Here is a 25,903-nt window from a genome sequence, read left to right as displayed (position 1 = left end):
AGGGAGAGAGGCATGGCGCTGTTGATGAGCCTGGTGTTCTTGTTGCTGCTGACCATGATCGGCCTGTCATCGCTGCAGAACGCCATCCTCCAGGAAAAGATGAGCGCCAGCCTGACCTTGAACAACCGCGCATTCCAGGCTGCAGAAGCGGCCTTGCGCCTCGGGGAAAACGCGGTGCGCATGGATGACTATCGTTTGTCGGTATGCGCCAATCCTTCTGAATGTGCCCCTCCCGCTGAGTCTGCAGCGGTCAGCAGCGCGGGCTTCAACAGGGTTTCCGCCGTGACCTGGATCGCCACCGGAGAGGGTTTCTATGGGGTGCAGAACCTGGGGGCTTCTACGGATGCGGTCAACCTGCCGATCAATACCGTCGCCACCTTGTATCGAGTGACTGCCGTGGGTTTGGCCGGTCATTCGCGCAGCGTCTTGGAGAGCATTTATGCCAAATACTGAACCTGATTCGAAAGGTAGCCGGCTTTTGCTCGTCGTTGCCGCTACGTTGCTGGGCAGTTTGTGGCAAGGGGGCCCGGCCCAGGCGCACGGTCCCGCCAACAGCCTACTCCCAGGCGCTGTTGCAGCAGCGCCTGAAGTGATAACCAGCACTCCTTATGTTCTGCCCTTTGTACGCGGACAGGTCTTGCCTTGTGCAACGATGGGCAGTGCCGGCCAGCCCATGGGTGTGGTTCCGTGGCGGCCGGTGCATGTTCGTGACGCTAGGCGGGTGTCCTGCAACCTTCTGCCGTTCAAGATCGATGGCCCCGACTCAAACACTGGTAGTGGGAAATTGATCGAGCTGCAAGCGTTCAGCGGTAAGATGCTCGACGCTGCGGTTGCGCACAGCCATGGCACTGGCAAGATCATCCGCGATTCCAGTGGCGGCATCAGCACCCGGGTGGACAAAAACGACGGTGGCAGCCGGCGCATCCTGTGGCGACAAATTCAGTAAGCGAGATTCTTGACCATGCGCAGATCCAACCAAGGGTTCACCCTGATCGAAATCATGATCGTGATTGCGATCATCGGTCTGGTCCTTACCTTGAGCCTTCCCAGCATCACCGAATACATGAAGAAGCCCCATCGCAGTGAAATCGCCGTGCTGCTCACCGAGCAGGCGCAGCAACTTGAGCGCCACTTCTCCAAGACCGGTGCCTACAGCAACGCCCCGGATCTGAGCACCGGCAATGAGTACTACAGCATCACCCCGACTCTGAGCGACAGCGGGTTCTCGCTGACCGCGACGCCAAAAGCCGACGGGATGATGGCGGGGGACAAATGCGGCAGCTTCAGCATCGATCAGACAGGTGCCACCAGCATCAGCGGCCAAGCCGACGGGCTGGCGGCTAAGGATTGCTGGGGACGCTGAGTCTCTGTATCGGGGAGCTGCGGCGCCCACTGTCTTTCTCATGATTGGATCGAATTATGGTCAAGCAACAGCAAGTGCTGGTGGTGGGCGGCGGAGTGATCGGCCTGCTCACGGCTTTCAATCTGGCGTCCCGGGGCCAGCAGGTGCGGCTTGTAGAGCGTTCGGAACTGGGGCGTGAGTCGTCGTGGGCTGGTGGAGGCATCGTCTCGCCGCTGTACCCTTGGCGCTACAGCCCGGCAGTCACGGCGCTGGCCCATTGGTCCCAGGACTTTTATCCACAGCTGGCGGAGCAACTGCTGAGTGCTACCGGGGTTGATCCCGAAGTGCATACCACCGGGCTCTACTGGCTGGACCTGGAGGATGAGGCCCAGGCCCTGCAATGGGCGCGGCGCGAGGGTCGGCCCCTGAGCGCTGTGGATATCTCGGCGGTACATGATGGGGTGCCGGTGCTGGGAAGCGGCTACCAGCGGGCGATCTACATGGCCAATGTGGCCAATGTGCGTAATCCGCGGCTGGTCAAATCCCTCAAGGCCGCTTTGCAGGCTTTGCCCAACGTGCACATCGACGAGCAGTGCAGCGTCAGCGGCTTTATTTGTGAAGGCCGGCAGGTGGCAGGCGTGCACAGTTCGCAGGGTGAGATCCGCGCCGATCAGGTGGTGCTCTGCGCCGGGGCCTGGAGTGGCGAGTTGCTGGGCAGCCTGGGGCTTGTACTGCCGGTGGAACCGGTCAAAGGGCAGATGATCCTGTACAAATGCGCTGCCGACTTCCTGTCCTGCATGGTCCTGGCCAAGGGCCGTTATGCGATTCCCCGGCGTGACGGACACATCCTGGTGGGCAGTACTCTGGAGCACGAAGGGTTCGACAAGACGCCGACTGCATCCGCTCTGGAAAGCCTCAAGGCTTCTGCTGTCGAGCTGATCCCGGCACTGGCGGACGCTGAGGTCGTGGGGCATTGGGCTGGGCTGCGTCCGGGGTCGCCGGAGGGCATTCCCTACATCGGGCCAGTTCCCAGCTTTGCCGGTTTGTGGCTCAACTGTGGGCATTACCGTAACGGCCTGGTGCTGGCGCCCGCCTCCTGCCAGCTTTTTTGCGACCTGCTGCTGGGACAAGCGCCGATCATCGATCCGGCGCCTTATGCGCCCGAAGGTCGAATTTAATTCAGGCCAAGCTTCTTCATGCGGTAACGCATCGAACGCAAGGACAGACTCAGCCGTCGGGCCGCCACCGTGCGGTTCCAGCGGCTTTCCTCCAGGGCCTGGAGCAGTAAATGGCGCTCCACCTGTTGCAGGTGCAGCGCGAGGTCCAGGTTGGGAGGGAGCGAGGGGGAGGGGGCGTCCTGGTGTTCACTGACAGGCAGATGCAGGTCGCTCAGCTCGATCCACGGACCTTCGCAAAGGGTCTGGGCCCGCTCCAGCAGGTTCTCCAGTTCACGTACGTTGCCGGGAAAGTCGTAGCGCTCCAGGGCTTGCAGTGCTTGCGGGCTTAGTTGGGTGGCAGGCTTGTCGCCGGATTTGGCCAGGCGTTGCAGAATATGCCGCGCCAGTATCTCGATATCTCCTGGGCGCTCGCGCAGCGCGGGGACTCGCAGTTCGATCACATTCAAGCGGTAGTAGAGATCCTGGCGAAAGCGGCCGGACTCTACCTCACACTTCAGATCCTTGTGAGTGGCACAGAGAATCCGCACATCGACGGCTCTTTCCTCCTGGCTGCCCACCGGGCGCACAGACCTTTCCTGCAGTGCACGCAGTAGCTTCACTTGCATGGCAAGAGGCAGGTCGGCGACCTCGTCGAGGAACAGGGTTCCCCCCTCAGCGGCCTGGAACAGTCCAGGCTGATCAGCCAGGGCGCCACTGAAGCTGCCTTTGCGGTGACCGAAAAACTCACTCTCCATCAGTTCGCCAGGAATGGCGCCACAGTTGACCGGAATGAAGGGCGCCCCGGCCCTTGGACCCAACTGGTGGATCAAACGCGCCACTCGCTCCTTGCCACTGCCGGATTCGCCGCTGATGTAGACCGCCGCCAGGCTGGGGGCCAACTTGTCGATGTGTTGGCGCAGGTTGTCCATGGGTGGTGAATGTCCCAACAACTGATGGTCGGGTAGGTTTTTTGTGGTGGTGGGCAGCCGCTTCAGTCTGCTGCTTATCCATTCTCGAAGGCGCATGGGGTGTAGAGGCTTGTGCAGCAGGTCGCAAGCCCCGACTTCCAGGGCGCTGGCCTGCGTGCCTGGGTCATTGCTTAGAAGTGCGACCGGCAATTGAGGGTGGCATTGGCGAATATGCAGCAGCAGGTCCAGTCCGCTGCCATCGGGTAAATGCAGGTCTGTCAGGCACAGGTCGAAGCGCTCCCGGGCCAGGTGAGTCCGGGCTTCCTGCAAGGTGCGGGCACTTTGGGTGTGCAGGCGCATGCGGCCGAGGGTGATTTCCACGAGGGCACGGACTTCCATGGCCTCATCGACCACCAGCACCCTGGGCATTGGGTTCATGGCGGCTGCCGTTTTCATGGGTCAGTCAACAGCGGGCAATAGCGCCCGTGTTGGGGGGCGAGAGATCAGTCTAGGCCCTTGGGATGGGCGGCGCAGGGGGCCGGGGGCGGGTTATTTTGTCGCCAATTGTGCGGACGATGGGTGTAGGGCTCAGCGATCCTGGCTGCCCGGGCCCTGCTCCAGATGGGCCTGGCTGCAGTACCACTGTTGTGACAGGCTCAACGCCCGGTCCTGAGGCAGGTGTACGCCGCAGTGAGCGCAGCGCACCATTGGCGTACTCGTCGGCTCCTGGGGTGTACGGGGAGTTGCAGCGGGGCGCTTGAATTTGCGCCAGAACCATACCGCAGCGGCAATCAGAGCGATCCAGAACAGTAGACGAACCATGGTGACCAGCTTTATGGGGAAAAGAGGGAGCAGTTTATCCAAGCGCCCGGCGGGCGCACAGGCCCATAAAGCTGCGGGCATGAAAAAGGGAGACTTGAAGTCTCCCTTTTTACTGCGGCGCTATCAGTCGAACACGCCGAAGGTCATGTAGCTGAACCAGGAGCGGTCACTGTTGTTGCCAGTGGCCTCGTGCTCTTCTTCCTCGACCACGTCGCCGTTGCTGTCTTTAGGCTTGAGCTCCGACGGGATCGCGTCCTTGGCATCCTGATACTGCTTCATCACGTCCTGATTGGCGCGGGTTTCTCCCGGCGGCAGCGGTGGACGGGACTCGATAAGGCCCAGGGTGGCCTTGCTCAGCCAGGAGCGGTTGTCGGCTTCGGCCACCCGTGGCACGAACTGACCATCAACCAGGCTTGGGTGGTCAGGGTAGTTGAGCTTCAGGGTTTCCAGGCTGGTGGCAGCCAGTTCGTCCAGGTGCAGACGCTGGTAGGCCTCGGTCATCACCGCCAGGCCGTCACCCACGGAAGGGGTTTCCTGGAAGTTTTCCACCACGTAGCGGCCACGGTTGGCGGCGGCGACATAGGCCTGACGGGTCAGGTAATAGTCGGCCACGTGGATTTCGTAGGCGGCCAGCAGGTTGCGCAGGTAAATCATGCGCTGCTTGGCGTCCGGGGCGTAGCGGCTGTTGGGGAAGCGGCTGGTGAGCTGGGCGAACTCGTTGTAGGAGTCGCGGGCGGCACCCGGGTCACGCTTGGTCATGTCCAGTGGCAGGAAGCGCGCCAGCAGGCCGACGTCCTGATCGAAGGAGGTCAGGCCCTTGAGGTAGTAGGCGTAGTCGACGTTCGGGTGTTGTGGGTGCAGGCGAATGAAGCGCTCAGCGGCGGATTTCGCAGCCTCTGGCTCGGCATTCTTGTAGTTGGCGTAGATCAGCTCGAGCTGTGCCTGATCGGCGTAGCGACCAAAGGGATAGCGCGATTCCAGGGCCTTGAGCTTGGCGGTGGCGCTGGTGTAGCTGTGGTTGTCCAGGTCGGTCTGCGCCTGCTGGTACAACTCGACTTCGCTCAGGTTTTCGTCAACGACTTCCTTCGATGAGCAAGCAGCGGTCAGTGCGAGGATGGCGATCAGCAGCAGGTGTTTCACTTGCATGGCGGCTTGCGTCCCTATGACGGCCGCTGTCTTGGGCGGGGCCGTCCTGTTATGATGAGCGCCCCGTTGAAAGCCTCGGGGCAAAAGACGCCGTATTTAACCACAAGCGCGCAGCCGAAACCAAAGGCTGTGCCGACGCCCAGTCCGAGCATGTCCGATAAAATTGAACTTCGCGCAGAGGTGCCGTCCGAACTGGGCGGTCAACGCCTCGATCAAGTCGCCGCACAACTATTCGCTGAGCATTCGCGCTCGCGCCTTTCCGCCTGGATCAAAGACGGCCGCCTGACTGTTGACGGAGCGGTGATCCGCCCTCGGGACATCGTGCACGGTGGTGCCGTTCTCGAACTGACCGCCGAGCAGGAGGCTCAGGGTGAGTGGATCGCCCAGGACATCGAGCTGGACATCGTCTATGAAGACGATGACATCCTGGTGATCAACAAGCCTGCGGGCCTGGTGGTGCACCCGGCTGCCGGCCATGCCGATGGCACGCTGCTCAATGCCCTGCTGCATCACATCCCCGACATTATTAATGTGCCGCGTGCGGGTATCGTCCACCGTCTGGACAAGGACACCACCGGTCTGATGGTGGTGGCCAAGACCATTCAAGCGCAGACCCAGTTGGTGGCTCAGTTGCAGAGCCGCAGCGTCAGCCGCATCTATGAATGCATCGTGATCGGTGTAGTCACTGCTGGTGGCAAGATCAATGCTCCCATTGGTCGCCACGGCCAGCAGCGCCAGCGCATGGCGGTGATGGAGGGTGGCAAGCAGGCTGTCAGCCACTATCGCGTTCTGGAGCGTTTCCGTTCCCACACCCATGTACGGGTCAAGCTGGAAACCGGTCGTACTCACCAGATTCGGGTGCACATGGCCCACATCAACTTCCCGCTGGTGGGCGATCCGGCTTACGGCGGTCGCTTCCGCATTCCGCCGGCGGCCAGCCAGACCATGGTCGAGTCGCTGAAAAACTTCCCGCGCCAGGCCTTGCATGCGCGTTTCCTGGAGTTGGACCATCCGACCACTGGTCAACGCATGAGCTGGGAATCGCCGCTGCCGGATGACTTCGTCTGGTTGTTGTCGCTGCTCAAGCAGGACCGTGAGGCGTTCATCGGATGAGTGGCTGGCTGATTCCTGACTGGCCCGCGCCGGCTGGGGTCAAAGCCTGTGTTACTACCCGCGATGGCGGCGTCAGCCTGGCGCCGTTTGACAGCCTCAATCTGGGCGACCACGTTGAGGATCGGCCTCAAGCGGTGGCCGAGAATCGCCGGCGCCTGACCGAGCACTTCGATATTGCCCCGGCCTGGTTGCAACAGGTGCACGGGATTGCTGTGGCTCACGCCGATCCTGGCGTCGTGGCCAGCGCCGATGCCAGTTGGTCCGCCACGCCAGGCATTGCCTGTGCGGTGATGACCGCCGACTGCCTGCCTGCGTTGTTCTGCAACCGAGCCGGAACCCGGGTCGCGGCAGCCCATGCCGGTTGGCGCGGGCTGGCAGCTGGAGTGCTGGAAGCCACTCTCGACAGCCTGGATGTACCCGCCGCTGAGGTCTTGGTATGGCTGGGGCCCGCTATAGGTCCACAGAGTTTCGAAGTGGGTGCGGAGGTCCGTGAAGCTTTCGTTGCCCAATTAGCGGCCGCGGAGCAAGCCTTTGTCCCTAGCGTCAATGCCGGGCGCTTCATGGCTGACATCTACCAGTTGGCGCGCCTGCGTTTGGCCACCCGGGGTGTGACGGCGGTCTATGGTGGTGGCTACTGCACCGTGACCGACCCACGCTTCTTCTCTTATCGGCGCAGCCCACGTACTGGGCGTTTTGCCTCCCTTATCTGGCTTGAACGCTAGACTAATCTGACTTGCGTCAAGCAGCTGACGCTTGAATCTCCCAGAATCGACCGCATCTAGAGAATCATCTGGCAGGTTTCTCTATTTAGGTGTGTCCATCGCTCCGGCCTGCTCAAAAGGAAGGTGACTAATGCGTATAGACCGATTAACCAGCAAATTGCAGCTGGCCTTATCCGATTCTCAATCCTTGGCCGTTGGCCTCGATCATCCGGCCATTGAACCTGCGCACCTGATGCAGGCGCTGCTGGAACAGCAAGGCGGCTCGATCAAGCCACTGCTGATGCAGGTGGGCTTCGACGTCAACAGCCTGCGCAAGGAACTGAGCAAAGAGCTCGACCAACTGCCAAAAATCCAGAACCCCACTGGCGACGTCAACATGTCCCAGGATCTGGCGCGCCTGCTCAACCAGGCCGATCGCCTGGCTCAGCAGAAAGGCGACCAGTTCATTTCCAGCGAGCTGGTACTGCTGGCCGCCATGGATGAAAACAGCAAGCTCGGCAAGTTGCTGCTGGGTCAGGGCGTGAGCAAGAAAGCCCTGGAAAACGCCATCAATAACCTGCGCGGCGGCGAGGCGGTGAATGACGCCAACGTCGAGGAGTCGCGCCAGGCGCTGGACAAGTACACCGTCGACCTGACCAAGCGCGCCGAGGAGGGCAAGCTTGACCCGGTGATCGGGCGTGACGATGAAATTCGCCGGACCATCCAAGTGCTGCAACGCCGGACCAAGAACAACCCGGTGCTGATCGGTGAACCTGGCGTGGGTAAAACCGCCATCGCCGAAGGCCTGGCCCAGCGGATCATTAATGGCGAAGTGCCTGATGGCCTGAAAGGCAAGCGCCTGCTGTCCTTGGACATGGGCGCGCTGATTGCCGGTGCCAAGTACCGTGGCGAGTTCGAGGAACGCCTGAAATCCCTGCTCAACGAGCTGTCGAAGCAGGAAGGTCAGATCATCCTGTTCATCGACGAGCTGCACACCATGGTCGGCGCCGGTAAAGGCGAAGGCTCGATGGATGCGGGCAACATGCTCAAGCCGGCTCTGGCCCGTGGCGAGCTGCATTGCGTCGGTGCCACCACGCTCAACGAGTACCGCCAATATATAGAGAAGGATGCAGCCCTTGAGCGGCGCTTCCAGAAAGTGTTGGTGGACGAGCCGAGCGAGGAAGACACCATCGCTATCCTGCGCGGCCTGAAGGAGCGCTATGAGGTGCACCACAAGGTAGCCATCACTGACGGTGCGATCATTGCCGCGGCCAAGCTCAGCCATCGTTACATCACTGATCGGCAACTGCCGGACAAGGCCATTGACCTGATCGACGAAGCTGCCAGCCGCATCCGCATGGAGATCGACTCCAAGCCGGAAGTGCTGGATCGTCTGGAGCGGCGCCTGATTCAGCTCAAGGTTGAATCCCAGGCGCTGAAGAAGGAAGACGACGAGGCAGCGATCAAGCGCCTGGAAAAACTCCAGGAAGAGATTGTTCGTCTGGAGCGTGAGTACGCTGACCTGGAGGAAGTCTGGACCTCGGAGAAAGCCGAAGTGCAGGGCTCTGCGCAGATCCAGCAGAAGATCGAGCAATCGCGCCAGGAACTGGAAGCGGCGCGGCGTAAAGGCGACCTGAACCGCATGGCCGAGCTGCAGTACGGGGTGATCCCGGATCTGGAGCGTAGCCTGCAGATGGTCGACCAGCACGGCCACAGCGAGAACCAGTTGCTGCGCAGTAAGGTCACCGAGGAAGAAATTGCCGAAGTGGTGTCCAAGTGGACCGGCATCCCGGTGTCGAAAATGCTCGAAGGCGAGCGCGACAAGCTGTTGAAGATGGAAAGCCTGCTGCATCAACGGGTGATCGGCCAGAACGAAGCCGTGGTGGCGGTATCCAACGCAGTGCGCCGCTCCCGGGCTGGCTTGTCCGATCCGAACCGGCCAAGTGGCTCGTTCATGTTCCTCGGCCCAACCGGGGTGGGTAAGACTGAGTTGTGCAAGGCCTTGGCGGAGTTCCTCTTCGATACCGAGGAAGCCATGGTGCGGATCGACATGTCCGAGTTCATGGAGAAACACTCCGTGGCTCGCCTGATCGGTGCGCCGCCAGGCTATGTCGGTTATGAAGAAGGTGGCTACCTGACCGAAGCCGTGCGTCGCAAGCCGTACTCGGTCATCCTTCTGGACGAAGTCGAGAAGGCGCACCCGGATGTGTTCAATATCCTGCTGCAGGTTCTGGAAGATGGTCGCCTGACGGACAGCCACGGACGTACCGTGGACTTCCGCAACACGGTGATCGTCATGACCTCCAACCTGGGCTCGGCACAGATCCAGGAATTGGTAGGGGATCGCGAGGCACAGCGGGCAGCGGTGATGGATGCGGTGTCCACCCACTTCCGGCCGGAGTTCATCAACCGGGTCGACGAAGTGGTGATCTTCGAGCCTCTGGCGCGGGATCAGATTGCTGGTATCACGCAGATCCAGTTGGGGCGCCTGCGCAGCCGTCTGGCGGAGCGCGAGCTGAGCCTGGAACTGAGCGACGAGGCCTTGGACAAGCTGATCGCCGTGGGTTACGACCCGGTGTATGGCGCACGGCCGCTGAAGCGTGCGATCCAGCGCTGGATCGAGAACCCGTTGGCCCAGTTGATCCTGTCCGGTGGCTTCCTGCCAGGAGCAACAGTCACTGCGTCGGTGCGGGACGATGAAATCGTCTTTGCCTGATCGCACAGTGGCGTATTGATGAAAAGGCCTCGTATGGCGAGGCCTTTTTTTTCACTAGGGCGTTGAACTGAAAGGAAAAGGCTTGTAAAGTGCGCCCCGCAGTCAGTCACCCCCTAGGTTTTTTCTGATGTAGAAGAAACCGGCAATGAAGTCGCAAATCATTGTCTTAAAAGCAATTTAAGGGGTTGACAGGTAGTTTGAAGATTGTAAAATAGCGCGCCTCAGAGGCATGAACGTAGCGATACGGGAAAGCCGAAGAGGATGAAGTAAAAACGTTGTAACTTGAAATATGTAGTTCCGTGATAGCTCAGTCGGTAGAGCAAATGACTGTTAATCATTGGGTCCCAGGTTCGAGTCCTGGTCACGGAGCCAATTTCAAACCGGGGTATAGCGCAGTCCGGTAGCGCGCCTGCTTTGGGAGCAGGATGTCAGGAGTTCGAATCCCCTTACCCCGACCATTTTTGGGTCGTTAGCTCAGTTGGTAGAGCAGTTGGCTTTTAACCAATTGGTCGTAGGTTCGAATCCCACACGACCCACCATTTTTGAGACCAGTTCGCTGGAATCGAATCTTAAGATCAGACGCCAAAAGCTCTGTTCGCAGAAGGCGCCTTTTAAAGGTGCCTTTTTTTTACCGGGGTATAGCGCAGTCCGGTAGCGCGCCTGCTTTGGGAGCAGGATGTCAGGAGTTCGAATCCCCTTACCCCGACCATATTCACGATAAAAGGCACCTCTAGAGGTGCCTTTTTTCGTTTGTCTGCAAAAAAGCGCTGAGGTCGAGGGGCAGCCCGGGAGGCGAGCCTCTTGTTGTCAGTCGATAGGCAGTTCTTCCCAGACCCTAGGTTGTTCAAACAGGCGCTGTTCGAGGGTGATGATGGCCTGTTTCACCTGTTCCACGCATTCCTTGATCATGTTCAGGGACAGGTCGGGGCTCAGGCAGGCATCTTCCAGCTGACGACAACTCTCTACCAATTCTTCGCCTTTGACCACGCGCGCAGCGCCCTTGATACGATGCGCCAACTCTGCCAACTCAGCTGTTGCCTGCTCTTGAAGCAAGGTGTCGAGGCTCTGCATGTCCATGCGATTGTTACTGAGCAACTCACTCAAGATGTGATGCAACATCGTCGGCTCGCTGCCCACCAGGGTATGCAATGACTCCAGGTCGAATACCTGAGGAGAGCGGGGGCTGGTGGGCTTCGTGGGGATGAGGTTCTCACGTTCGCTCTCATCGGCCTGTCCCATGGCCAGCAGACGTTCTTCCAACTCATCCAGGCTGATGGGTTTGATCAGGCAATCATTCATTCCCGCCTGGATGCAACGTTCCACTTCTTCCTGCTGGGCGTCGGCGGTCAGGCCGATGATCATCATTGGTTCGCAGGCCTTGTCCCGCTCATCCTGGCGGATCGCCCGGCTCATCTCGGCGCCGTTCATGATGGGCATGTGGCAGTCGGTGATGATCACGTCAAAGTCCTGCTCGCGCCAGAGATGCAGTGCTTCCAGGCCGTTCTCCGCTTCGAACACGTCATGTCCGAGAAAGCACAGCTGCTGCTGCAGGACCTGGCGGTTCACCGGATGATCGTCTACCACCAGAATCTGCAAACGGTGCGTGTAGCGCCTCTTGACCTGAGGCGGACGCTCAGAGGTGGCCGTGCGCTCCAGTACTTGCAAACGCAGCGCCACATCCACCCGGGTGCCATGCCCCAGGGTGCTGCTCATCGACACCTGGCCACCCATCATTTCGCACAGGGAACGACAAATCACCAGGCCCAGCCCCGTGCCTTCGATGTTCTGCACGTTGCGCTCTACCTGGGCGAAGGGTTGGAACAGGCGTTGCTGGTTACTGGGGGAAATACCAATTCCCGAGTCTTCGACACTGAGCTCGACCCGCAGCACAGCGTTTTCCACTAGCTCGCCGGAAATGGTCACCTTGATAAAACCGGCTTCGGTGAACTTGATGGCATTGCTCACCAGATTGGACAGGATCTGCTTGAAACGCATCCCGTCCACCAGCACATCGCCGTTGATGCTGGAGTCGATCTCGAGGATCAGGCTCAGGCATTTCTGCCGGGCCAGCCCCTCGAACACTCTAGCCACTGATTCCACCAGTTCGCGCAGGTTGGCGCGTTTGGGCGAGAGGCTCAGGCGTCCGGACTCGATGCGGGCAATGTCGAGGATATCGCCGATCAGCTCCAGCAGGCTCTTGGCCGAACTGTAGGCGATTTCAATGCTGGAGCGCTCGATCCGCTCGCTGTCGGCGCGTTTGAGCGCCAGTTCCAGAATGCCGATGATGGCGTTCATTGGCGTGCGTATTTCATGGCTCATGGTGGCCAGGAAGGTGGTCTTGGCCCGGCTGGCCTCATCGGCGAGATTCTTCGCCTCCTTCAGTTCCTGAACCAGATGACGGTGCTTGGTTATGTCCAGCCAGCCGCAGATCACGCCCTTTGTGACACCGGTGGCGTCCTGGAATGGCTGAATCCAGTGCTCGATCCAGACGTCCTTGCCCTGCAATTGCACGGCATATACCGAGGTAATGGTCTTGCCGTCATTGATCGCTTGCAGGTAGTTCTGGTGCAGGTCGGGTCCTGCCGCAAAGTGCTCATCAGGCAGTTCCTGCACGGTCTTGTCCAAGACGTCCTCGGCACTCAGACCGACGCTCTGCAGATAGCTGCGGTTGCAGGACAGCATGTTGCCCTCAATGTCCCGGAGATAGAGGGCCGGAGGCATGTTCTCTGCCAGGGTCTCGATAAAGCGCAATTGTTCATTGAGCGTTTTCTCGGCCTTGACCCGGCGTTGCAGATAGAAGACCCAGAGCAGCGACAGCAGGAGCAGCAACGAAGCGCCAGCTATGATTTCGGCGATCATCAACGCGTAATCGCGCCAGGTTTCGCTGCTCATGCCCGGCGGTGAGCGCCAGTGGTTGGCGATGGCGTTCAAATCGTCCGTCGGGAGGCTGATCAGGGCTTTGTCGAGGATGGATTGCAGTTCCGAATCGCTTCGCCTCAGGGCAAAGCTGGCGGTTGCCTGCCGGGTGTGAATCAGATCGGCAACAGCCAGGCGATTCTGGAACAGGCGGACAATGTAGTAACGCGAGGCCGGCAATGACACCACCGCGGCATCGGCGCCGCCGGTATAGACCATGTTCATGGCGTCCAGCGAGGTGCCGACTTCAATGACTTTGGCTTTCGGGTAGCGCTCGCGCACATGCTGCAGTGTCACGTGTCCGGAAGGGATGGCCAGGCGCTTGTTTGCCAGGTCTCCAGGCCGCTGTGCCATGCCTTTCTTGTCGGTCTGGGTCACGAGGACGAAGGGGCTGGTCAGGAAGGAGCGAGTGAAGCGCAGGTTGTCTTCGCGTTGTTCACTGGCAGTCATGATGGCCAGGTCGGCCTCTGATCGGCGCAAGGCTTCAATCTGTTCCGGGTAGCCGCCGTTGCGAGCGGTGACCTGGAAGTCGAGTCCGGTGCGCTGTGATAGCACGTCCAGCAGTTCAGCGGTGACACCCGAGAAAACGCCATTGGCGTCGAAGAAGGCAATGGGCGCCAGATCGTCATTGATCACCAGGCGTATGACTGGGTTGCGGGCTATCCAGCGCGACTCTTCCGGCGTCAGTGCCATCCTTTGGTCCGACGCAATGAAGCCGCTACCCACCCAGCGCCGACTCAGATTGAGGAGTTTTTCCTTACCGATCGCGTCGATGCTCTGGTTGATAATCCGCAGCAGGCGCTGGTTATCCTCTTGGAGCGCATAACCGTAGCCGCCTTGGGAAAAGTCGGCGAAGCGCTCGAACTTGAGAAAGCCGTAGTAGGAACGATTGATGCGGAAGTAGGCGCTCAGAACATCGTCCACGTACATGTCGGTATGGCCAAAGGCTGCCGCGGCTATGGCCTCGTCATGGGTGGGATAGACCACCAAGTGGGCCAAGGGAAAGCGCGACTGCAGTTGCGCGCTGTGTTCCTGGGCCACAGAAACTCGTAATCCGGCCAGGTTGGAGGGCGATTTGCGCAATTCATCCTTGCGTTTGAACAGTGCCAGCCGGGCTTCGGCGAAGGGGCGAGTAAACCTGACGGCCTCGGCAGGCTGCTCGGAGCTGTAGCTGCCTAGCAAGTCGATATTGGCAGCCTGTAAGGCTTGCATGGCCTCTGCCCGGGTGGCAAAGGACACGATCTTGATGCGAACCCCGAGTATCTGCCCAATCAGAGCGCTGACGTCAGCGGTAATGCCCTCGTAGTGATTGTCGTTGTAGCTGACATTGAAGGGGGACGATTCTGTAGCCACGGCACCGATTTTCAGTTCCGACCTGTGGCGCAGCCAACGCCAGTCTTCATCGTCAAGGGCAAGGTCGTGGTGATCGAGGCGTGCCGTGCTGTACAGCGTATTGGGCAAACTCGGAAGCTGGGCCGCTGCCGGTTGAACAGCCAATATCGCCAAGCAGATAAAAAGCCAGAAAAGTCGTGAATGCATGATCGCTTCAGATAGTGGGGGGCCAGATGGCTCGATCAACGAGTCACAACGCAATGAGCGCCGGGCGGGCGGTACAGAACCTGAGCAACGGGTCGCCTCTTTGATCGGCTCTCCCAAGGGACTAACGAATGCAGTAGGCAATGAAATGGCTTTCCGGCATCGGGCGTGCAAACACGAAGCCCTGGGCTATGTCGCATCCCAGTTCCAGTAGGCGTTCCTGCTGCTCGCGGGTTTCCACTCCTTCGATAATCAGCGACATACCCAATGAACGGGCGAGCGCCACCGTGTAGCTAATGATGGCGCTGCTTCTGGGGTGATGCCCCATCTTGCGCACGAAAGTGCCGTCGAGCTTGATCTGACTGAAGGGCAACTCGCAGAGGCGATCCAGGGAGGAGTAGCCCGCACCGAAGTCATCCATGGCCAAGCCGCAGCCCATTACCCGCAGGCGTACCAGATTTTCCAGGCTACTGGCGGGAGCGCTGATCAGACTGGTTTCGGTGATTTCAAAGGTGATGCTGCTGGATGGAACCTGAAACAGCACGAGCAGGGTGGCAATGGATTCGGTCAGGGTCTGGGACGCCAGCTGTGATGGGTGCAGATTGAACGAGAAACTCAGGGGGATGCCTTTTTGCGCCAGTTTGCGGCGCAAGGCCAGGCCCTGGTCGAACAGTTGCCAGAACAGGCGGTCCAGCAAGCTGTGGTGTTCCATGATGTGCAGGAAGTGCGAAGGCGGCAGTACTCCCAGCTGTGGATGATTCCAGCGGGCTAGCGCTTCCGCCCCTTGGAGCGACGCGTTGTCGAGTGCCACCTTGGGTTGGTAGTAGGGTTCGAATTCGCCGTTGTCCAGGCCGCGAATCACGTCCGCCAGGGTGGGTAGTTCGGACTTTTTCAGAGCAGTGACCAGACCGTGGCGCTGGTTCTGATAACGAGTCAGCAGGGTGGTCAGGCGCTCCAGATTGAAGGGCTTGCCCAGATCACCCAGGAAGTTCAAGCCCAGGCGCCTGATCATCGAGACGGTAGTTTGGCGCAGAATCGGCTCGATCTGGCTGCACAGGATCACGGAGTGCAGTTTGCCGCTTTGGCTGGCGTGGCGTAGGAAGGCCAAACCGTCCATTCCGGGCATTTTCAGGTCACAGATGGCAATGTCCATCCTTTCGCAGTGCTCCAGCAGTGCCAGGGCTTCACTACCGCTGGCCGCTTCATGCACCTGCCCAGGCATCACTTTTTTCAATGCAGTGACGGTAACCAGGCGTTGCAGCGGTTCATCTTCCAGGACCAGAACGTTCAAATTTTGCATTGCCGGCTCATGTCATTATTTGCCGGTCATAGTGCTAAGGCTCTAGAGTTGCAACCATTAGGCAAATCCTTATGTGCGGTAGGAAATTTCTCATTGAAAAATCAGACTGTCTGATTCCTTAAGGAGGCGTCATTAACCCCTTGTATCCTCTGTTATTTGCCAGGAATCTGAAATTTCTGGACGACATCAAGGTGCTGTGCACGAAATTTCTACATGACATCAGCGTCTTTATACGGATACGTAAGTTGCAGCATATAGGGTGCGGTTACGTATATTTTCCGGTCGGTCCGGCTCAACCGAAGGCCGGGTTTTTAAGGTGAAGTGACAATATGCACAGCGTATTGATAGTTGACGATCATCCTGTTGTTCGGCTCGCCGTTAAGGTCTTGCTGGAAAAGAACAACATGCGGGTGGTGGCCGAAACAGACAATGGATTGGATGCGCTGGAGTTGGTGCGCGAGCATGGGCCGGATGTGGTAATCCTCGATATCGGTATTCCCAAGCTGGATGGCCTCAAGGTGCTTTCACGTATCAAGGCTCTGGGCTTGCCCACTGAAGTGCTGGTGCTGACCTCGCAGTCGATTGAAAGCTTCTGCAGACGCTGTATTCAGCTGGGAGCTCGGGGTTTCGTCAACAAGGAGGAGGATCTGGGCAATCTGGTGGTGGCTCTGAATGCAGTGTTGGCCGGCTACACTTTTTATCCGTCGATGGCTTTGGATGTTTCCATGCCCACGGCGGAACAACAGTCCGAGGCCGAGCAGATAGGCCTGCTGACTGATCGGGAAATGATCGTGTTGCAGTATCTAGCACAGGGACATTCCAACAAGGCCATTGGTGAAAAACTGTTCTTGAGCAACAAGACAGTCAGCACCTACAAGACCCGACTGTTGCAGAAACTGGGGTTGGGGTCGCAAGTAAGCCTGGCGGAGTTTGCCAAGCGCAATGCTTTGATTCCATAAAGTGAACATGGTCGGTTACTTGTAATGTCGAGTTTTCACTTAGTTGTGTCTGGATCGCTACCGAACGATGGGGCATGCCGTGTTTGCTCGTTGTGCATGACTTCGAAAGTATCCGGGCAGACGCCTGAGTGAAATGCATGGCATCTGTTTCTATTGGGTTTCAGGGCTCATCCTGGATAAGCCCTGAAAGCTCTTGTTGCTTAAGCTTTTTCTCGTTGGGTTTCAGAGGTAATCGCTGCAATCTTCACGGCTTGTTGGCTTTGTAGATGCCTGTTGATCAAGAGCGCGTTGAGCATCCCGGTCGAGTGGTCCTGATTGTTTCTTCAGCGGTCGATGATGTTGTGCTGTGGTCCGTAGGGCAGCCGGGTGATGTTTTCCGCGCCTTGGGAGTGGACGATCAGAATGTCGTGCTCACGATAACCACCGGCACCTGGACTGCCTTCGGGTAGCCTGATCATCGGCTCCATGGACACCACCATGCCGGGCTCCAGCACAGTGTCTACGTCCTCGCGAAACTCCAGCCCGGTCTCGCGCCCGTAGTAGTGATTGAGGATGCCGAACGAGTGGCCGTAGCCGAAGGTCCGGTATTGCAGCAAGTCGTGTTCCAGGTAGATTTCGTTCAACTGTCGGGCAATGTCGCTGCAGCGGGCTCCGGGCTTGATCAGTTGCAATCCGGCCTCATGCACCTTGAGGTTGATTTCCCACAGCCGCAGATAAGCGTCGGGACAATGCCCAAGGAACAGTGTGCGCTCCAGCGCGGTGTAGTAACCGGCGATCATCGGGAAACAGTTGAGGCTGAGTATCTCTCCCGGGCTGATGCGCCGCGAGGTCAGCGGATTGTGTGCGCCGTCGGTATTGATCCCTGATTGAAACCAGGTCCAGGTGTCCATCAATTCGGCTGCGGGAAAGGTCCGGGCGATTTCCCGCACCATGGCCTGTGTGGCGTGCAGGGCCACATCGTATTCCGATACCTGATCCTGCAGGGCATCGATGGCGGCGGCCCCGCCGATGTCGGCGATGCGTGCACCCTGGCGGATCAGTGCCTGTTCTTCGACTGACTTGAGCATGCGCATGCTCATGCACGGGGCAGCGATATCCAGGAGTTGCGCCCGAGGATAGAGCTCGGCGAAGGCCTGGTGGCTGGGCAGGGTCAGTTGATCGAACTCCAGGCCCAGCCGTGCTGCCTGCGGCAAGGCCTGTTTGACCGCGACGAAGAAGTTGCCCCGGTGCCAGTCGGTGTACACCACCTGATCATCGCAGACCGCCCGACGCCCGGGCTGCCCGCCGTCGATATTGGCGCTGATCAGCACGCTACGTTCCCGGGTCACCACCAGGGCGTACTGACGGCCGAAAGAGCAATACAGGAAGTCGGCGTAGTAGTTGATGTTGTGGTAGGAGGTGAACAGCGCCGCGTCGATATCCTGCTGGGCCATGTAGGCTCGCAGCGTGCTCAGGCGCTGGGCGTATTCTTCAAGGGAGAAGGTTGAAGGGACTTTTTCACCGTTGTGGATCTGAAGGGTCTTGGGCATCTGCATGGCACGGGTCCTTGTCTGCAATGAGCGATGCGCGGCGCCACACTCGGGTGGGCCATGAAGCGGCATTGCAGCAGACTGGGGAGGTGTGGGCATGCGTGATACCGACCTTGATGTGGTTGTCAGCGCGGCGGTTCAAAGGGGCAGGAGAGGTTGAAACATGGGCTTCTTTCATGAAGTGCACCGCTAAACCGGGTAGCACAACCTAGTAGTTCTTATAGGTTTTGCCTGGTCGGCTCCTATCGAGCGTGGCATTCTAGGCCCTGCTGTTAAGGATCAGACAGTAAGGAGACTGAACGGATGCAAAGCAGGCTCGCGGAAGTTAACTCTCGTCTTTTGCTCGGAAACACATTGCATGAGCGGATGGCGGGGACCATGGAAGTGGCCTCGGGGTTGGGGTTCGATGCCCTGGTTTACGACTACAGTCCGGTGCCTTTTGATCAGCAGGGCGAACTGATCATTCCCAGTGCAATGGTCTGCAATACCCCAAAGGACTGGCTGGAGCTCTGGTGCGACGAGGGGTATTACCATATCGACCCGGTCCAGCAGGTGGCGCTGGACAGCATTTCTCCCTTTATCTGGTCCTACAGACCCGAAGCGGAAACCGTCTTGCGCCAGGCTATGGGGCAGCAGCACGCGCCGGTATCGAGTTACCTGCAGCATCATCAAATGTCCCATGGCATGACTGTTCCCATTCACTTGCCTGGTGGTGGTTTCGCCAGCCTGACCGGTTTGCGCTCGGGCAGTACCCAGGTGGCCTTGCATGATCTGCAACAGGTCTTGAGGGATTTCACGCTTCTTTCTCATGCTCTGCAGGAACACCTCTACCCACCGCTCAGTAAAAGCATTCGCAGCTATCCGGTTCAACTGACCAAGCGCGAGCGCGAGTGCCTGAAATGGGCGGCCGAGGGCATGACCTCTGGTGAAATTGCTGAACGCCTGCAGCGTTCCGTGGCCACCATCAACCTGCATCTGACCTCGGCGATGCACAAGTTGGGCGCCAAGAATCGGGTTCAGGCTGTGGTTCGAGCCGTTCACTATCGCTTGCTGGAAAACTAAAGCGAGCACAACCGGCCCGGTCTTATCGCTGATACGGGGGGCGAGGCCGAAAATGACACAGGGTGATCGTCATCAGGGAGTGATGCGCAATGAAAGCAAGTAAACCACCACAGGAAGGTTATGCCTCCTTTGGCTCCTGGCAGACCTGGTATCGGGTGACGGGGGATCTGCAGAATGGTCTGACGCCCCTGGTGATATTGCACGGCGGCCCGGGCTGCACTTATGACACTGTTGATGCCTTCAGGGATGTGGCGGCCAGTGGCCGGGCGATCGTTCAGTTCGATCATCTCGGCAGTGGATTTTCCACTCGCCTGGAGGACAAGCCTTCTTCATTCTGGAGCGTCGAGCTGTATCTGGAAGAGCTGAACAATCTTCTGGATCACCTGCGCATCAGTGAGGACTACGCCTTGCTCGGACATTCCTGGGGTGGGGCGCTGGCCAGCGAGCATGCCGTCTTGACCCCTGCGGGCCTGCGGGCCCTGATCATCGCCAATGCCCCGGCCGACATGCTGACCTGGCAGGCTGAAACCCTGGGTTTGCGTGAGGCCTTGCCAGAGGGGGTCTTGCAGACGCTGATCGGCCACGAGCAGGCTGGAACCCTCCATAGCGCCGAATATGTGCAGGCGTCGCAAGTGTATTTTGAACGGCACGTGTGCCGGCTTCGGCCTTGGCCGGAAGAGGTGGTACGCATTTTTTCCAGGGGATGTTGCGCTACCACGATGGAAAGTGTGCCGCAGCGGGCTAGGAATTTCCCTCTCCTGAGCAACCTGCAGGACTGGAGCGTTGTCGAGCGCCTGCCGCGAATCAAGGTGCCGAGCCTGCTGATCTCAGGGCGTTACGACGAAGCAACCCCTGTAGTGGTCAAACCCTATCTGGACAACGTTCCGAACATTCGCTGGGCACTGTTCGAGAACTCCAGCCACATGCCCCATATCGAGGAGCGGGTTGCCTGTATGGGAACGGTGGTGAGCTTTCTGGATGAGTGTCTGTAGCACACGCTTCGCCCGCCCGTGCACCCCACTACCTTGCGTAGCGGGGCGTACTTTCAGGCGCTTAGTGCAACTTCAAGCGTGGGTCGGTGCCTCGTCCAATCCGGCTGCCGAGCATCAGCATCGCCGTGCGGAACACTCCGTACAGGGCCATTTGGTGCATGCGATACAGCGAGATGTAGAACATCCTGGCCAGCCAGCCTTCGAGCATCACGCTGCCGGTGAGATTGCCCATCAGGTTGCCCACCGCCGAGAAGCGCGAGAGCGAGATCAGCGAACCGTAGTCGGTGTACTTGTAGGTCGGTAGGTCTTTGCCTTCGATACGCAGTTTCAGCGATTTGGCCAGCAGTGAGGCTTGTTGGTGCGCAGCCTGGGCCCGTGGCGGTACGTTGCGGTCGCTGCCCGGTTGAGGGCAGGCGGCGCAGTCGCCGAAGGCAAAGATGTTCTCGTCACGGGTGGTCTGCAGGGTTGGCAGCACCTGGAGCTGATTGATGCGGTTGGTTTCCAGGCCGTCGATGTCCTTGAGGAAACCCGGCGCGCGGATGCCGGCAGCCCACACCTTGAGGCTGGCGGGAATGGTCTGGCCATCAGCGGTGATCAGACTGTCGGCGGTCACCTCACTGACTGAAGCGTTGGTCAGCACTTTGACCCCGAGTTTCTCCAGGGTCTTGTGCACCGGCCCGCTGATGCGCTCAGGCAGGGCCGGCAGCACCCGTGGCCCGGCTTCGATCAGGGTGATGTGCATGTTTTCCGGGAGGATCCGATCCAGGCCGTAGGCGGCCAGTTCATGGGCGGCGTTGTGCAGTTCCGCTGCCAGTTCCACACCGGTGGCACCGGCGCCGACGATGGCCACGCTGATCTGTTCCACGGCATCTGTCTGCCCGGCGTGGGCCCGCAGGTAGTGATTGAGCAGTTGCTGGTGGAAGCGTTCGGCCTGTTTGCGGGTGTCGAGGAACAGGCAATGCTGGGCGGCGCCCTGGGTGCCGAAGTCGTTGGTGGTACTGCCCACGGCGATCACCAGGGTGTCGTAGCCCAGTTCACGGGCCGGCAACAGTTCTGTGCCTTCCTCGTCATAGGTGGCAGCCAACTGGATCTTTTTCTGTTGACGATCGAGCCCGCTCATACGGCCCAGCTGGAACTCGAAGTGGTTCCATTTTGCTTGGGCAACGTAGTTGAGTTCGTCTTCGGAGGAGTTCAGTGAGCCGGCGGCCACTTCGTGCAGCAGGGGTTTCCATATATGGGTCAGGTTGGCGTCCACCAGCATCACACTGGCGGTGCCGCGCTTGCCCAGGGTCTTACCCAGGCGGGTCGCCAACTCCAGGCCGCCGGCGCCGCCGCCAACGATGACAATACGATGAGTCATGGGGATATCTCGCAAGGCTAAAAGAAATCGGTGCAGTCAACCGAGCGAGCGCGATGCAGCTCATAGCGTCAGGTAACTGATAAAACGGCTCAACAGGCCCAGGGCGACCGTCACCACGACCACCACCACAAGGAGCATCCACGGCCGAAAGGGCCGGCGCTCGACTCGGTGCTGGGGCAGTTGCAGGTATTCTTCGACATGGCGTTGGTCGTCGGGGTTCAGGCGGCTGCTCATAAAGGGCCTCGTCAGGTAGACGTCGCAACACAGGGGAATGTTACAGCGCGATGCAATCGAGCATTTACCGAGCATAGCCGCTGCGCGTGGGGGCTCGATGACGAAGTCCCGGCGTTGGCAGGCAAGAGCGCTTTTTTACCATTGCCCGGGATATTGCGCCATGCCCAGGCGAGGCGGATTGACGGACTTTACAAACTGATGCCGACGTCGAAAACGATACTGCGGCCCAGGTTGCTACGCAGGAACTCCGGCGCATCCGGATGGGCGAACAGCACCCGGGCGAAGGTCGGTCCCACCAGGGACAGCGAGCGCCAGCCCTGGCGCAGGTATTCGGTGGGGGGCGGGAAGTGGCTGTTCAGATCCAGCACTTCACGTTTCAGGGCGGCGAAGGCGATGATGTCCAGCTCCCCGAGGTTCATCCCACGCTCCTTGTAGTTGTGGGCCTTCTTGCGCAGGGTCGGCCCGAGGCGCAGCAACAGTTCGTTAGCCGGGATGCGCTTGGGCTTGGCTTCGCGTCGTACCAGTTGGCTCAGGGAAAATGCGCTGCGCCGGCGTTGCAGTTCGTCGCGCCATTCATCATTGAGTCGGCGGCCTTCATCAAGGACGAAGAACACCTCGAAACTGGCCTCGCGAAACAGCACATCCGGCGGTTCCTGCCCGGCGGCGCTGAATTCGTCGTTGCGATAGGGAATATTCAGGCCTTGCAGCAGGCGCTGGCAGACCCAACGCTCACGCTCCCATTTGCGGGCATTGGACAGAAACGCGTTGGCTTGTTCGGCCTGAATGGTGAGCAGGCGCAAAAAATCTGAGTCATCCATATCCCCAAGCTTAGCGCTCAAATATGACCTTAAAAACCACGTTTCTCGAAAAACCTCTGCACCCGGTGCCTGGCGGTGCTTGCTCGAGCCTGCCCAGGGGCGGTGTAGACTGTTTCCCGTCCTACCCCTCGATAAGGAGTGTGCAGTGAAACGCTGGTCAATTCTGTTGCTGGGCCTGTTGCCCCTGTGGGCCCAGGCCCTTGAAATCGGTGAGCGTCTGGCACCCTGGACCTTGCTGGATCAGTTCGATCAAGCCTACAGCCTCGATTCACAGGCGCAGATCCTGCTGGTGGCGCGCGGTATGGACGCGGCCAAGGTGGTGAACGGGGCGCTCAAGGACAAGCCCAAGGATTATCTGCAGGCGCGTCACGGGGTGTTTGTCGCGGATATCCAGCGCATGCCGGCGCTGATCGCCAAGATGTTCGCAGTTCCGGCCATGCGTGATTATCCCTACCGGGTGATGCTCGACCGCGAAGGGCGTGTGGCCTCTCGTTACCCTGCCGCCGAGGACAAGGTCTTGTGGCTGCAGTTGCAGGACGGCCAATTGGTGTCTCGGCAGGAATTCACCACCGTCGAGCAACTGAAGACTGCGCTGGAGAAAGCCCGGCCATGATCAGCGCGGCGCTGCTGTCACCGGCAAGCCTGAGCATCGGCTGGCTGCTGTATGTGCCGGTTCTGATCTGGGCGGTGTGGCGGGCGCCCTGGGTCGAGCTGTTCACCGACAGTCGCCGTCAGCATCTACTGTTCGGAACGGTGTTTGCGTTGTTTCTGCTGTGGTTGGTGCGCCGGGATTTCGATACTGGAGTGTCTTATCACTTCATCGGCATGACGGCGGTGACCTTACTGCTGGATTGGCCACTGGCGATTGTCGGTGGCCTGATTGCGCAGCTGGGCTTGCTGGCACTGGGGCGACAGGAGCTGGCGGCAATGGGGGTCAATGGCGCCTTGCTGATCCTGTTGCCGGTGGCGGTAACCGAGGCCTGTGCCGGTCTGGTGGAGCGGGCTCAACCGCGCAATCCCTTCGTCTATATCTTCTGCTCCGGATTCTTCGCCGCGGCCCTGTCGGCGCTGTTGTGCCTGCTTTGTGGCCTGGGGCTCTTGTGGCTTGATGGGCGTTTCGCCATGCCCGAATGGCTGGAGGATTTTGTCGGCTACCTGTGGCTGATCATCTTTCCCGAGGCATTTATCAACGGCATGGTGATCAGCGCCCTGGTGGTGTTCTGCCCGGAATGGCTGGAAACCTTCAATCGCACCCGCTACCTCAGTGCGCCCTGGAAGGATGAGGACCCGCGCCCTTGATCCATATCAACTCCGAGCCTGGGGCCGCGCTGCATGCTCGGCAAAAATCTCAGGAGTGCGGTCATGAGCGTCTATCAGTGGGCCCGGCAAGAAGTGCGCGACAGTCTGCACAGTGCCCAGCAGGAAGGGTTTGAACCGGGTTTGAGCCTGCGGGCGCTGCTCAGCGCGGTGGTGCAGCAGAGCAAGGGCGTACGTAGCATCGAGGATCTGGCTGACGAGTTGCAGTTCCTCGCGGAGAACCTCGACGACGATCAGGACTACAGCTTCATGCGGCCCTGATCGGCGTCGGTTCGAGCACTCAGTGAGCGCGGGGCGGCAGTTCTTCCGAGAACAGTTCGTCCTCGGCATCCGGGCTCACTGGAATCTTGTGTTCCTCGGCGGCCCAGGCCCCCAGGTCGATCAATTTGCAACGGTCGGAACAGAACGGCCGGTTGGTGTTGGTCGCGGTCCATTCCACGGGGGCGCCACAGGTTGGGCATTCGACGGTCAGGGGTTGGCTCATGACTGGCCTCCACGCAAAGTTAGGTAAAAGTGATGCAGGCGTTCGACCTCGCTGCGCAACCAGGCGTGATCGCGGTCGTTGACCAGCACATCGTCGGCGTGACGCAGGCGCTCCTCGCGGCTGGCCTGGGCCTGGAGAATCGCCTGGACCTGCTGTTCGCTGATCTGGTCGCGCTGCAAGGTGCGTTCGATCTGCAATTGTTGCGGCACATCGATCACCAGAATCCGTTGGGTCATCCGGAACTGGCCTGACTCGATCAGCAGTGGCGACACCAGGATCGCGTAAGGCGATTCTGCACGGGCCAGATGGCTGACGATCTCCTCGGCAATCAGCGGGTGCAATAGCGCCTCCAGCCAGCGACGCTGTTCGGGGACTTCGAAGATCAGCTTGCGCAGTGCCGCGCGATCCAGTTGGCCGTCGGCCTGCAGCACGCTGTCACCAAAGTGCTGGGCAATCTGTTCCAAGGCCGGGCGGCCCGGTTCCACCACCCAGCGAGCGGCGTGATCGGCATCGATCACATGCACTCCCAGGTCGATGAAGTGCTGGGCGGCAGCGCTTTTGCCGCTGCCGATGCCGCCGGTGAGGCCGAGGGTCCAGGGTGTGTTTACGGAGCGAGTCATTGGAAACCGACAAACTGCAAATAGAAGTCGGTTATTTGACCACCCCAGAGCAAGGCAATCCAGCCGGCAATGGCCAGAAAGGGGCCGAAGGGGATGGGCGTCGAAGTCTTGGCCCGGTTCAGGCGCAACAGGACAGTGCCGAGAATCGCTCCCACCAGGGAAGACAGGAGCAATGTCAGCGGCAGGATCTGCCAGCCGCCCCAGGCGCCAAGCATCGCCAACAGCTTGAAGTCGCCGTGGCCCATGCCGTCCTTGCCGGTCAGCAATTTGAACAGCCAGAACACCGACCACAGGCACAGATAGCCGAGTACCGCGCCCCACAGGGCATCCTCCAGGCTCGCCAGCAGCCCGAAGCTGTTGGCAATCAGTCCCAGCCACAGCAGTGGCAACACCAGAACGTCCGGCAGCAGTTGGTGATCGGCGTCGATCAGGCTCATGGCCAGCAGCCCCCAACTGAGGATCAGCAGCAGGCCCGCGGGCCAGCCGAAACCGAAGTGCCAGGCGACGTACGCCGAGATCAGCCCGCAAGCCAGTTCGGTTAGTGGGTAGCGCGGGCTGATGGCGGTCCTGCAGTGGGCGCAACGGCCCCGCAGCCACAGATAGCTGAGCAGGGGAATGTTTTGCCAGGGGCGGATCGGTTGTGCGCAATGGGGGCATTGGGAGTGGGGCAGCAGCAGGTTGTAGGGCGCCGCTACAGGCTCCGGGGGCAGTCCCAGCACTTCGTGGGCTTGAGCCCGCCAATCGCGTTCAAGCATTTTCGGCAGGCGCCACACCAGCACGTTCAGAAAGCTGCCTACGAGCAGCCCCAGTACCAGGGCCGCAGTCACGAAGGCCAGGGGGTAAAGGGTCATGGCTTCAGTCAAGGACATGT

The 25,903-nt window shown here is 59.7% G+C and carries 25 protein-coding genes and 4 tRNA genes; 17 read left to right on the top strand and 12 right to left on the bottom strand.

Annotation, left to right across the window (positions count from 1 at the left end; translation table 11 throughout):
• The first annotated feature begins 12 nt into the window (after positions 1–12).
• From KHO49_RS11960 to thiO, 4 genes are all read left to right on the top strand, one after another.
• Positions 13–453 carry a pilus assembly PilX family protein gene (locus KHO49_RS11960; protein WP_213665054.1) on the top strand — a complete coding sequence of 147 codons (441 nt, stop codon included), beginning with the start codon at positions 13–15 and terminating at the stop codon, positions 451–453.
• Between the two features lie 331 nt (positions 454–784).
• Positions 785–946 (top strand): hypothetical protein, encoded by a 162-nt coding sequence (locus KHO49_RS11955; RefSeq protein WP_249735511.1) that lies wholly within the window; start codon positions 785–787, stop codon positions 944–946.
• 15 nt (positions 947–961) lie between these two features.
• Positions 962–1,363: a type IV pilin protein gene (locus tag KHO49_RS11950; RefSeq protein WP_102882252.1), complete on the top strand. Its 402-nt coding sequence runs from the start codon at positions 962–964 to the stop codon at positions 1,361–1,363.
• A 56-nt stretch (positions 1,364–1,419) separates the two neighbouring features.
• Positions 1,420–2,520 (top strand): glycine oxidase ThiO, encoded by a 1,101-nt coding sequence (gene thiO, locus KHO49_RS11945; protein WP_213665053.1) that lies wholly within the window; start codon positions 1,420–1,422, stop codon positions 2,518–2,520.
• Here thiO and KHO49_RS11940 read toward each other — a convergent pair.
• The 3 genes from KHO49_RS11940 to KHO49_RS11930 all read right to left on the bottom strand — a co-directional run bounded on the left by KHO49_RS11940 (position 2,517) and on the right by KHO49_RS11930 (position 5,375).
• Positions 2,517–3,845, bottom strand: a complete 1,329-nt coding sequence (locus KHO49_RS11940) for a sigma-54-dependent transcriptional regulator (protein ID WP_213665272.1) — start codon at positions 3,843–3,845, stop codon at positions 2,517–2,519. The genes thiO and KHO49_RS11940 overlap by 4 nt on opposite strands.
• A 150-nt stretch (positions 3,846–3,995) precedes the next feature.
• Positions 3,996–4,229 carry a PP0621 family protein gene (locus KHO49_RS11935; protein ID WP_213665052.1) on the bottom strand — a complete coding sequence of 78 codons (234 nt, stop codon included), beginning with the start codon at positions 4,227–4,229 and terminating at the stop codon, positions 3,996–3,998.
• A gap of 123 nt (positions 4,230–4,352) precedes the next feature.
• Entirely contained in the window at positions 4,353–5,375 is a 1,023-nt protein-coding gene (locus tag KHO49_RS11930; RefSeq protein ID WP_102882249.1) for an outer membrane protein assembly factor BamD, read from the bottom strand.
• A 150-nt stretch (positions 5,376–5,525) separates the two neighbouring features.
• Here KHO49_RS11930 and rluD point away from each other — a divergent pair, with 150 nt between their 5' ends.
• The 7 genes from rluD to KHO49_RS11895 all read left to right on the top strand — a co-directional run bounded on the left by rluD (position 5,526) and on the right by KHO49_RS11895 (position 10,614).
• Positions 5,526–6,488, top strand: coding sequence for a 23S rRNA pseudouridine(1911/1915/1917) synthase RluD (gene rluD, locus KHO49_RS11925; RefSeq protein WP_102865461.1), 963 nt, complete (start codon positions 5,526–5,528; stop codon positions 6,486–6,488).
• Positions 6,485–7,210: a peptidoglycan editing factor PgeF gene (gene pgeF / locus KHO49_RS11920; RefSeq protein WP_213665051.1), complete on the top strand. Its 726-nt coding sequence runs from the start codon at positions 6,485–6,487 to the stop codon at positions 7,208–7,210. The genes rluD and pgeF overlap by 4 nt, the downstream gene beginning before the upstream one ends.
• Before the next feature lie 130 nt (positions 7,211–7,340).
• Positions 7,341–9,905: an ATP-dependent chaperone ClpB gene (gene clpB, locus KHO49_RS11915; protein WP_102865463.1), complete on the top strand. Its 2,565-nt coding sequence runs from the start codon at positions 7,341–7,343 to the stop codon at positions 9,903–9,905.
• Positions 9,906–10,201: 296 nt separating this feature from the next.
• A tRNA-Asn gene (locus KHO49_RS11910) sits at positions 10,202–10,277 on the top strand.
• A 9-nt stretch (positions 10,278–10,286) separates the two neighbouring features.
• Positions 10,287–10,363: transfer RNA gene (locus KHO49_RS11905), tRNA-Pro, on the top strand.
• 5 nt (positions 10,364–10,368) lie between these two features.
• A tRNA-Lys gene (locus KHO49_RS11900) sits at positions 10,369–10,444 on the top strand.
• A 93-nt stretch (positions 10,445–10,537) separates the two neighbouring features.
• A tRNA-Pro gene (locus tag KHO49_RS11895) sits at positions 10,538–10,614 on the top strand.
• 98 nt (positions 10,615–10,712) lie between these two features.
• Here KHO49_RS11895 and KHO49_RS11890 read toward each other — a convergent pair.
• Entirely contained in the window at positions 10,713–14,360 is a 3,648-nt protein-coding gene (locus KHO49_RS11890) for a transporter substrate-binding domain-containing protein (RefSeq protein WP_213665050.1), read from the bottom strand.
• Between the two features lie 121 nt (positions 14,361–14,481).
• Positions 14,482–15,657, bottom strand: a complete 1,176-nt coding sequence (locus tag KHO49_RS11885) for an EAL domain-containing response regulator (protein WP_213665049.1) — start codon at positions 15,655–15,657, stop codon at positions 14,482–14,484.
• A gap of 329 nt (positions 15,658–15,986) precedes the next feature.
• Here KHO49_RS11885 and KHO49_RS11880 point away from each other — a divergent pair, with 329 nt between their 5' ends.
• A complete protein-coding gene (locus KHO49_RS11880) occupies positions 15,987–16,616 on the top strand; it encodes a response regulator transcription factor (RefSeq protein WP_170002366.1) in 630 nt (209 codons plus the stop codon).
• 323 nt (positions 16,617–16,939) lie between these two features.
• Here the strand turns inward: KHO49_RS11880 and KHO49_RS11875 are convergent, their stop codons facing one another.
• Positions 16,940–18,151, bottom strand: coding sequence for a M24 family metallopeptidase (locus KHO49_RS11875; protein ID WP_170002368.1), 1,212 nt, complete (start codon positions 18,149–18,151; stop codon positions 16,940–16,942).
• Positions 18,152–18,448: 297 nt separating this feature from the next.
• Here KHO49_RS11875 and KHO49_RS11870 point away from each other — a divergent pair, with 297 nt between their 5' ends.
• Entirely contained in the window at positions 18,449–19,207 is a 759-nt protein-coding gene (locus KHO49_RS11870) for a LuxR family transcriptional regulator (RefSeq protein ID WP_102882242.1), read from the top strand.
• An 89-nt stretch (positions 19,208–19,296) separates the two neighbouring features.
• Positions 19,297–20,199: a proline iminopeptidase-family hydrolase gene (locus KHO49_RS11865; protein ID WP_170002370.1), complete on the top strand. Its 903-nt coding sequence runs from the start codon at positions 19,297–19,299 to the stop codon at positions 20,197–20,199.
• Positions 20,200–20,260: 61 nt separating this feature from the next.
• On the opposite strand, the gene KHO49_RS11860 is transcribed toward KHO49_RS11865, so the two are convergent.
• From KHO49_RS11860 to KHO49_RS11850, 3 genes are all read right to left on the bottom strand, one after another.
• Positions 20,261–21,559, bottom strand: a complete 1,299-nt coding sequence (locus KHO49_RS11860; RefSeq protein WP_102865469.1) for an NAD(P)/FAD-dependent oxidoreductase — start codon at positions 21,557–21,559, stop codon at positions 20,261–20,263.
• Between the two features lie 60 nt (positions 21,560–21,619).
• Positions 21,620–21,793: a DUF3094 family protein gene (locus KHO49_RS11855; protein WP_043274580.1), complete on the bottom strand. Its 174-nt coding sequence runs from the start codon at positions 21,791–21,793 to the stop codon at positions 21,620–21,622.
• A 188-nt stretch (positions 21,794–21,981) separates the two neighbouring features.
• Complete coding sequence (locus KHO49_RS11850; protein ID WP_102882240.1) at positions 21,982–22,611, bottom strand: DUF1780 domain-containing protein; 630 nt, start codon at positions 22,609–22,611, stop codon at positions 21,982–21,984.
• Positions 22,612–22,756: 145 nt separating this feature from the next.
• Between KHO49_RS11850 and KHO49_RS11845 the strand changes: the two genes are divergently transcribed.
• The 3 genes from KHO49_RS11845 to KHO49_RS11835 all read left to right on the top strand — a co-directional run bounded on the left by KHO49_RS11845 (position 22,757) and on the right by KHO49_RS11835 (position 24,189).
• Positions 22,757–23,224: an FAD/FMN-containing dehydrogenase gene (locus KHO49_RS11845; RefSeq protein WP_102882239.1), complete on the top strand. Its 468-nt coding sequence runs from the start codon at positions 22,757–22,759 to the stop codon at positions 23,222–23,224.
• Positions 23,221–23,910, top strand: a complete 690-nt coding sequence (locus KHO49_RS11840; RefSeq protein WP_102865472.1) for an energy-coupling factor ABC transporter permease — start codon at positions 23,221–23,223, stop codon at positions 23,908–23,910. The genes KHO49_RS11845 and KHO49_RS11840 overlap by 4 nt, the downstream gene beginning before the upstream one ends.
• 63 nt (positions 23,911–23,973) lie before the next feature.
• Complete coding sequence (locus KHO49_RS11835; protein WP_102865473.1) at positions 23,974–24,189, top strand: hypothetical protein; 216 nt, start codon at positions 23,974–23,976, stop codon at positions 24,187–24,189.
• A gap of 19 nt (positions 24,190–24,208) precedes the next feature.
• On the opposite strand, the gene yacG is transcribed toward KHO49_RS11835, so the two are convergent.
• The 3 genes from yacG to KHO49_RS11820 are packed head-to-tail and all read right to left on the bottom strand — an operon-like array spanning position 24,209 to position 25,901.
• On the bottom strand, positions 24,209–24,412 hold the full coding sequence (gene yacG, locus KHO49_RS11830) for a DNA gyrase inhibitor YacG (RefSeq protein WP_102865474.1): 204 nt from the start codon (positions 24,410–24,412) through the stop codon (positions 24,209–24,211).
• Complete coding sequence (gene coaE, locus KHO49_RS11825) at positions 24,409–25,032, bottom strand: dephospho-CoA kinase (RefSeq protein WP_102865475.1); 624 nt, start codon at positions 25,030–25,032, stop codon at positions 24,409–24,411. The genes yacG and coaE overlap by 4 nt, the downstream gene beginning before the upstream one ends.
• A complete protein-coding gene (locus KHO49_RS11820) occupies positions 25,029–25,901 on the bottom strand; it encodes a prepilin peptidase (RefSeq protein ID WP_213665048.1) in 873 nt (290 codons plus the stop codon). Before KHO49_RS11820 ends, coaE begins: the two co-directional genes overlap by 4 nt.
• Between the last annotated feature and the right edge of the window lie 2 nt (positions 25,902–25,903).

Source organism: Pseudomonas sp. RC4D1 (assembly GCF_018390395.1).
Lineage (GTDB): Bacteria > Pseudomonadota > Gammaproteobacteria > Pseudomonadales > Pseudomonadaceae > Aquipseudomonas > Aquipseudomonas danubii.
This window is presented reverse-complemented; position numbering and strand designations above follow the sequence as displayed.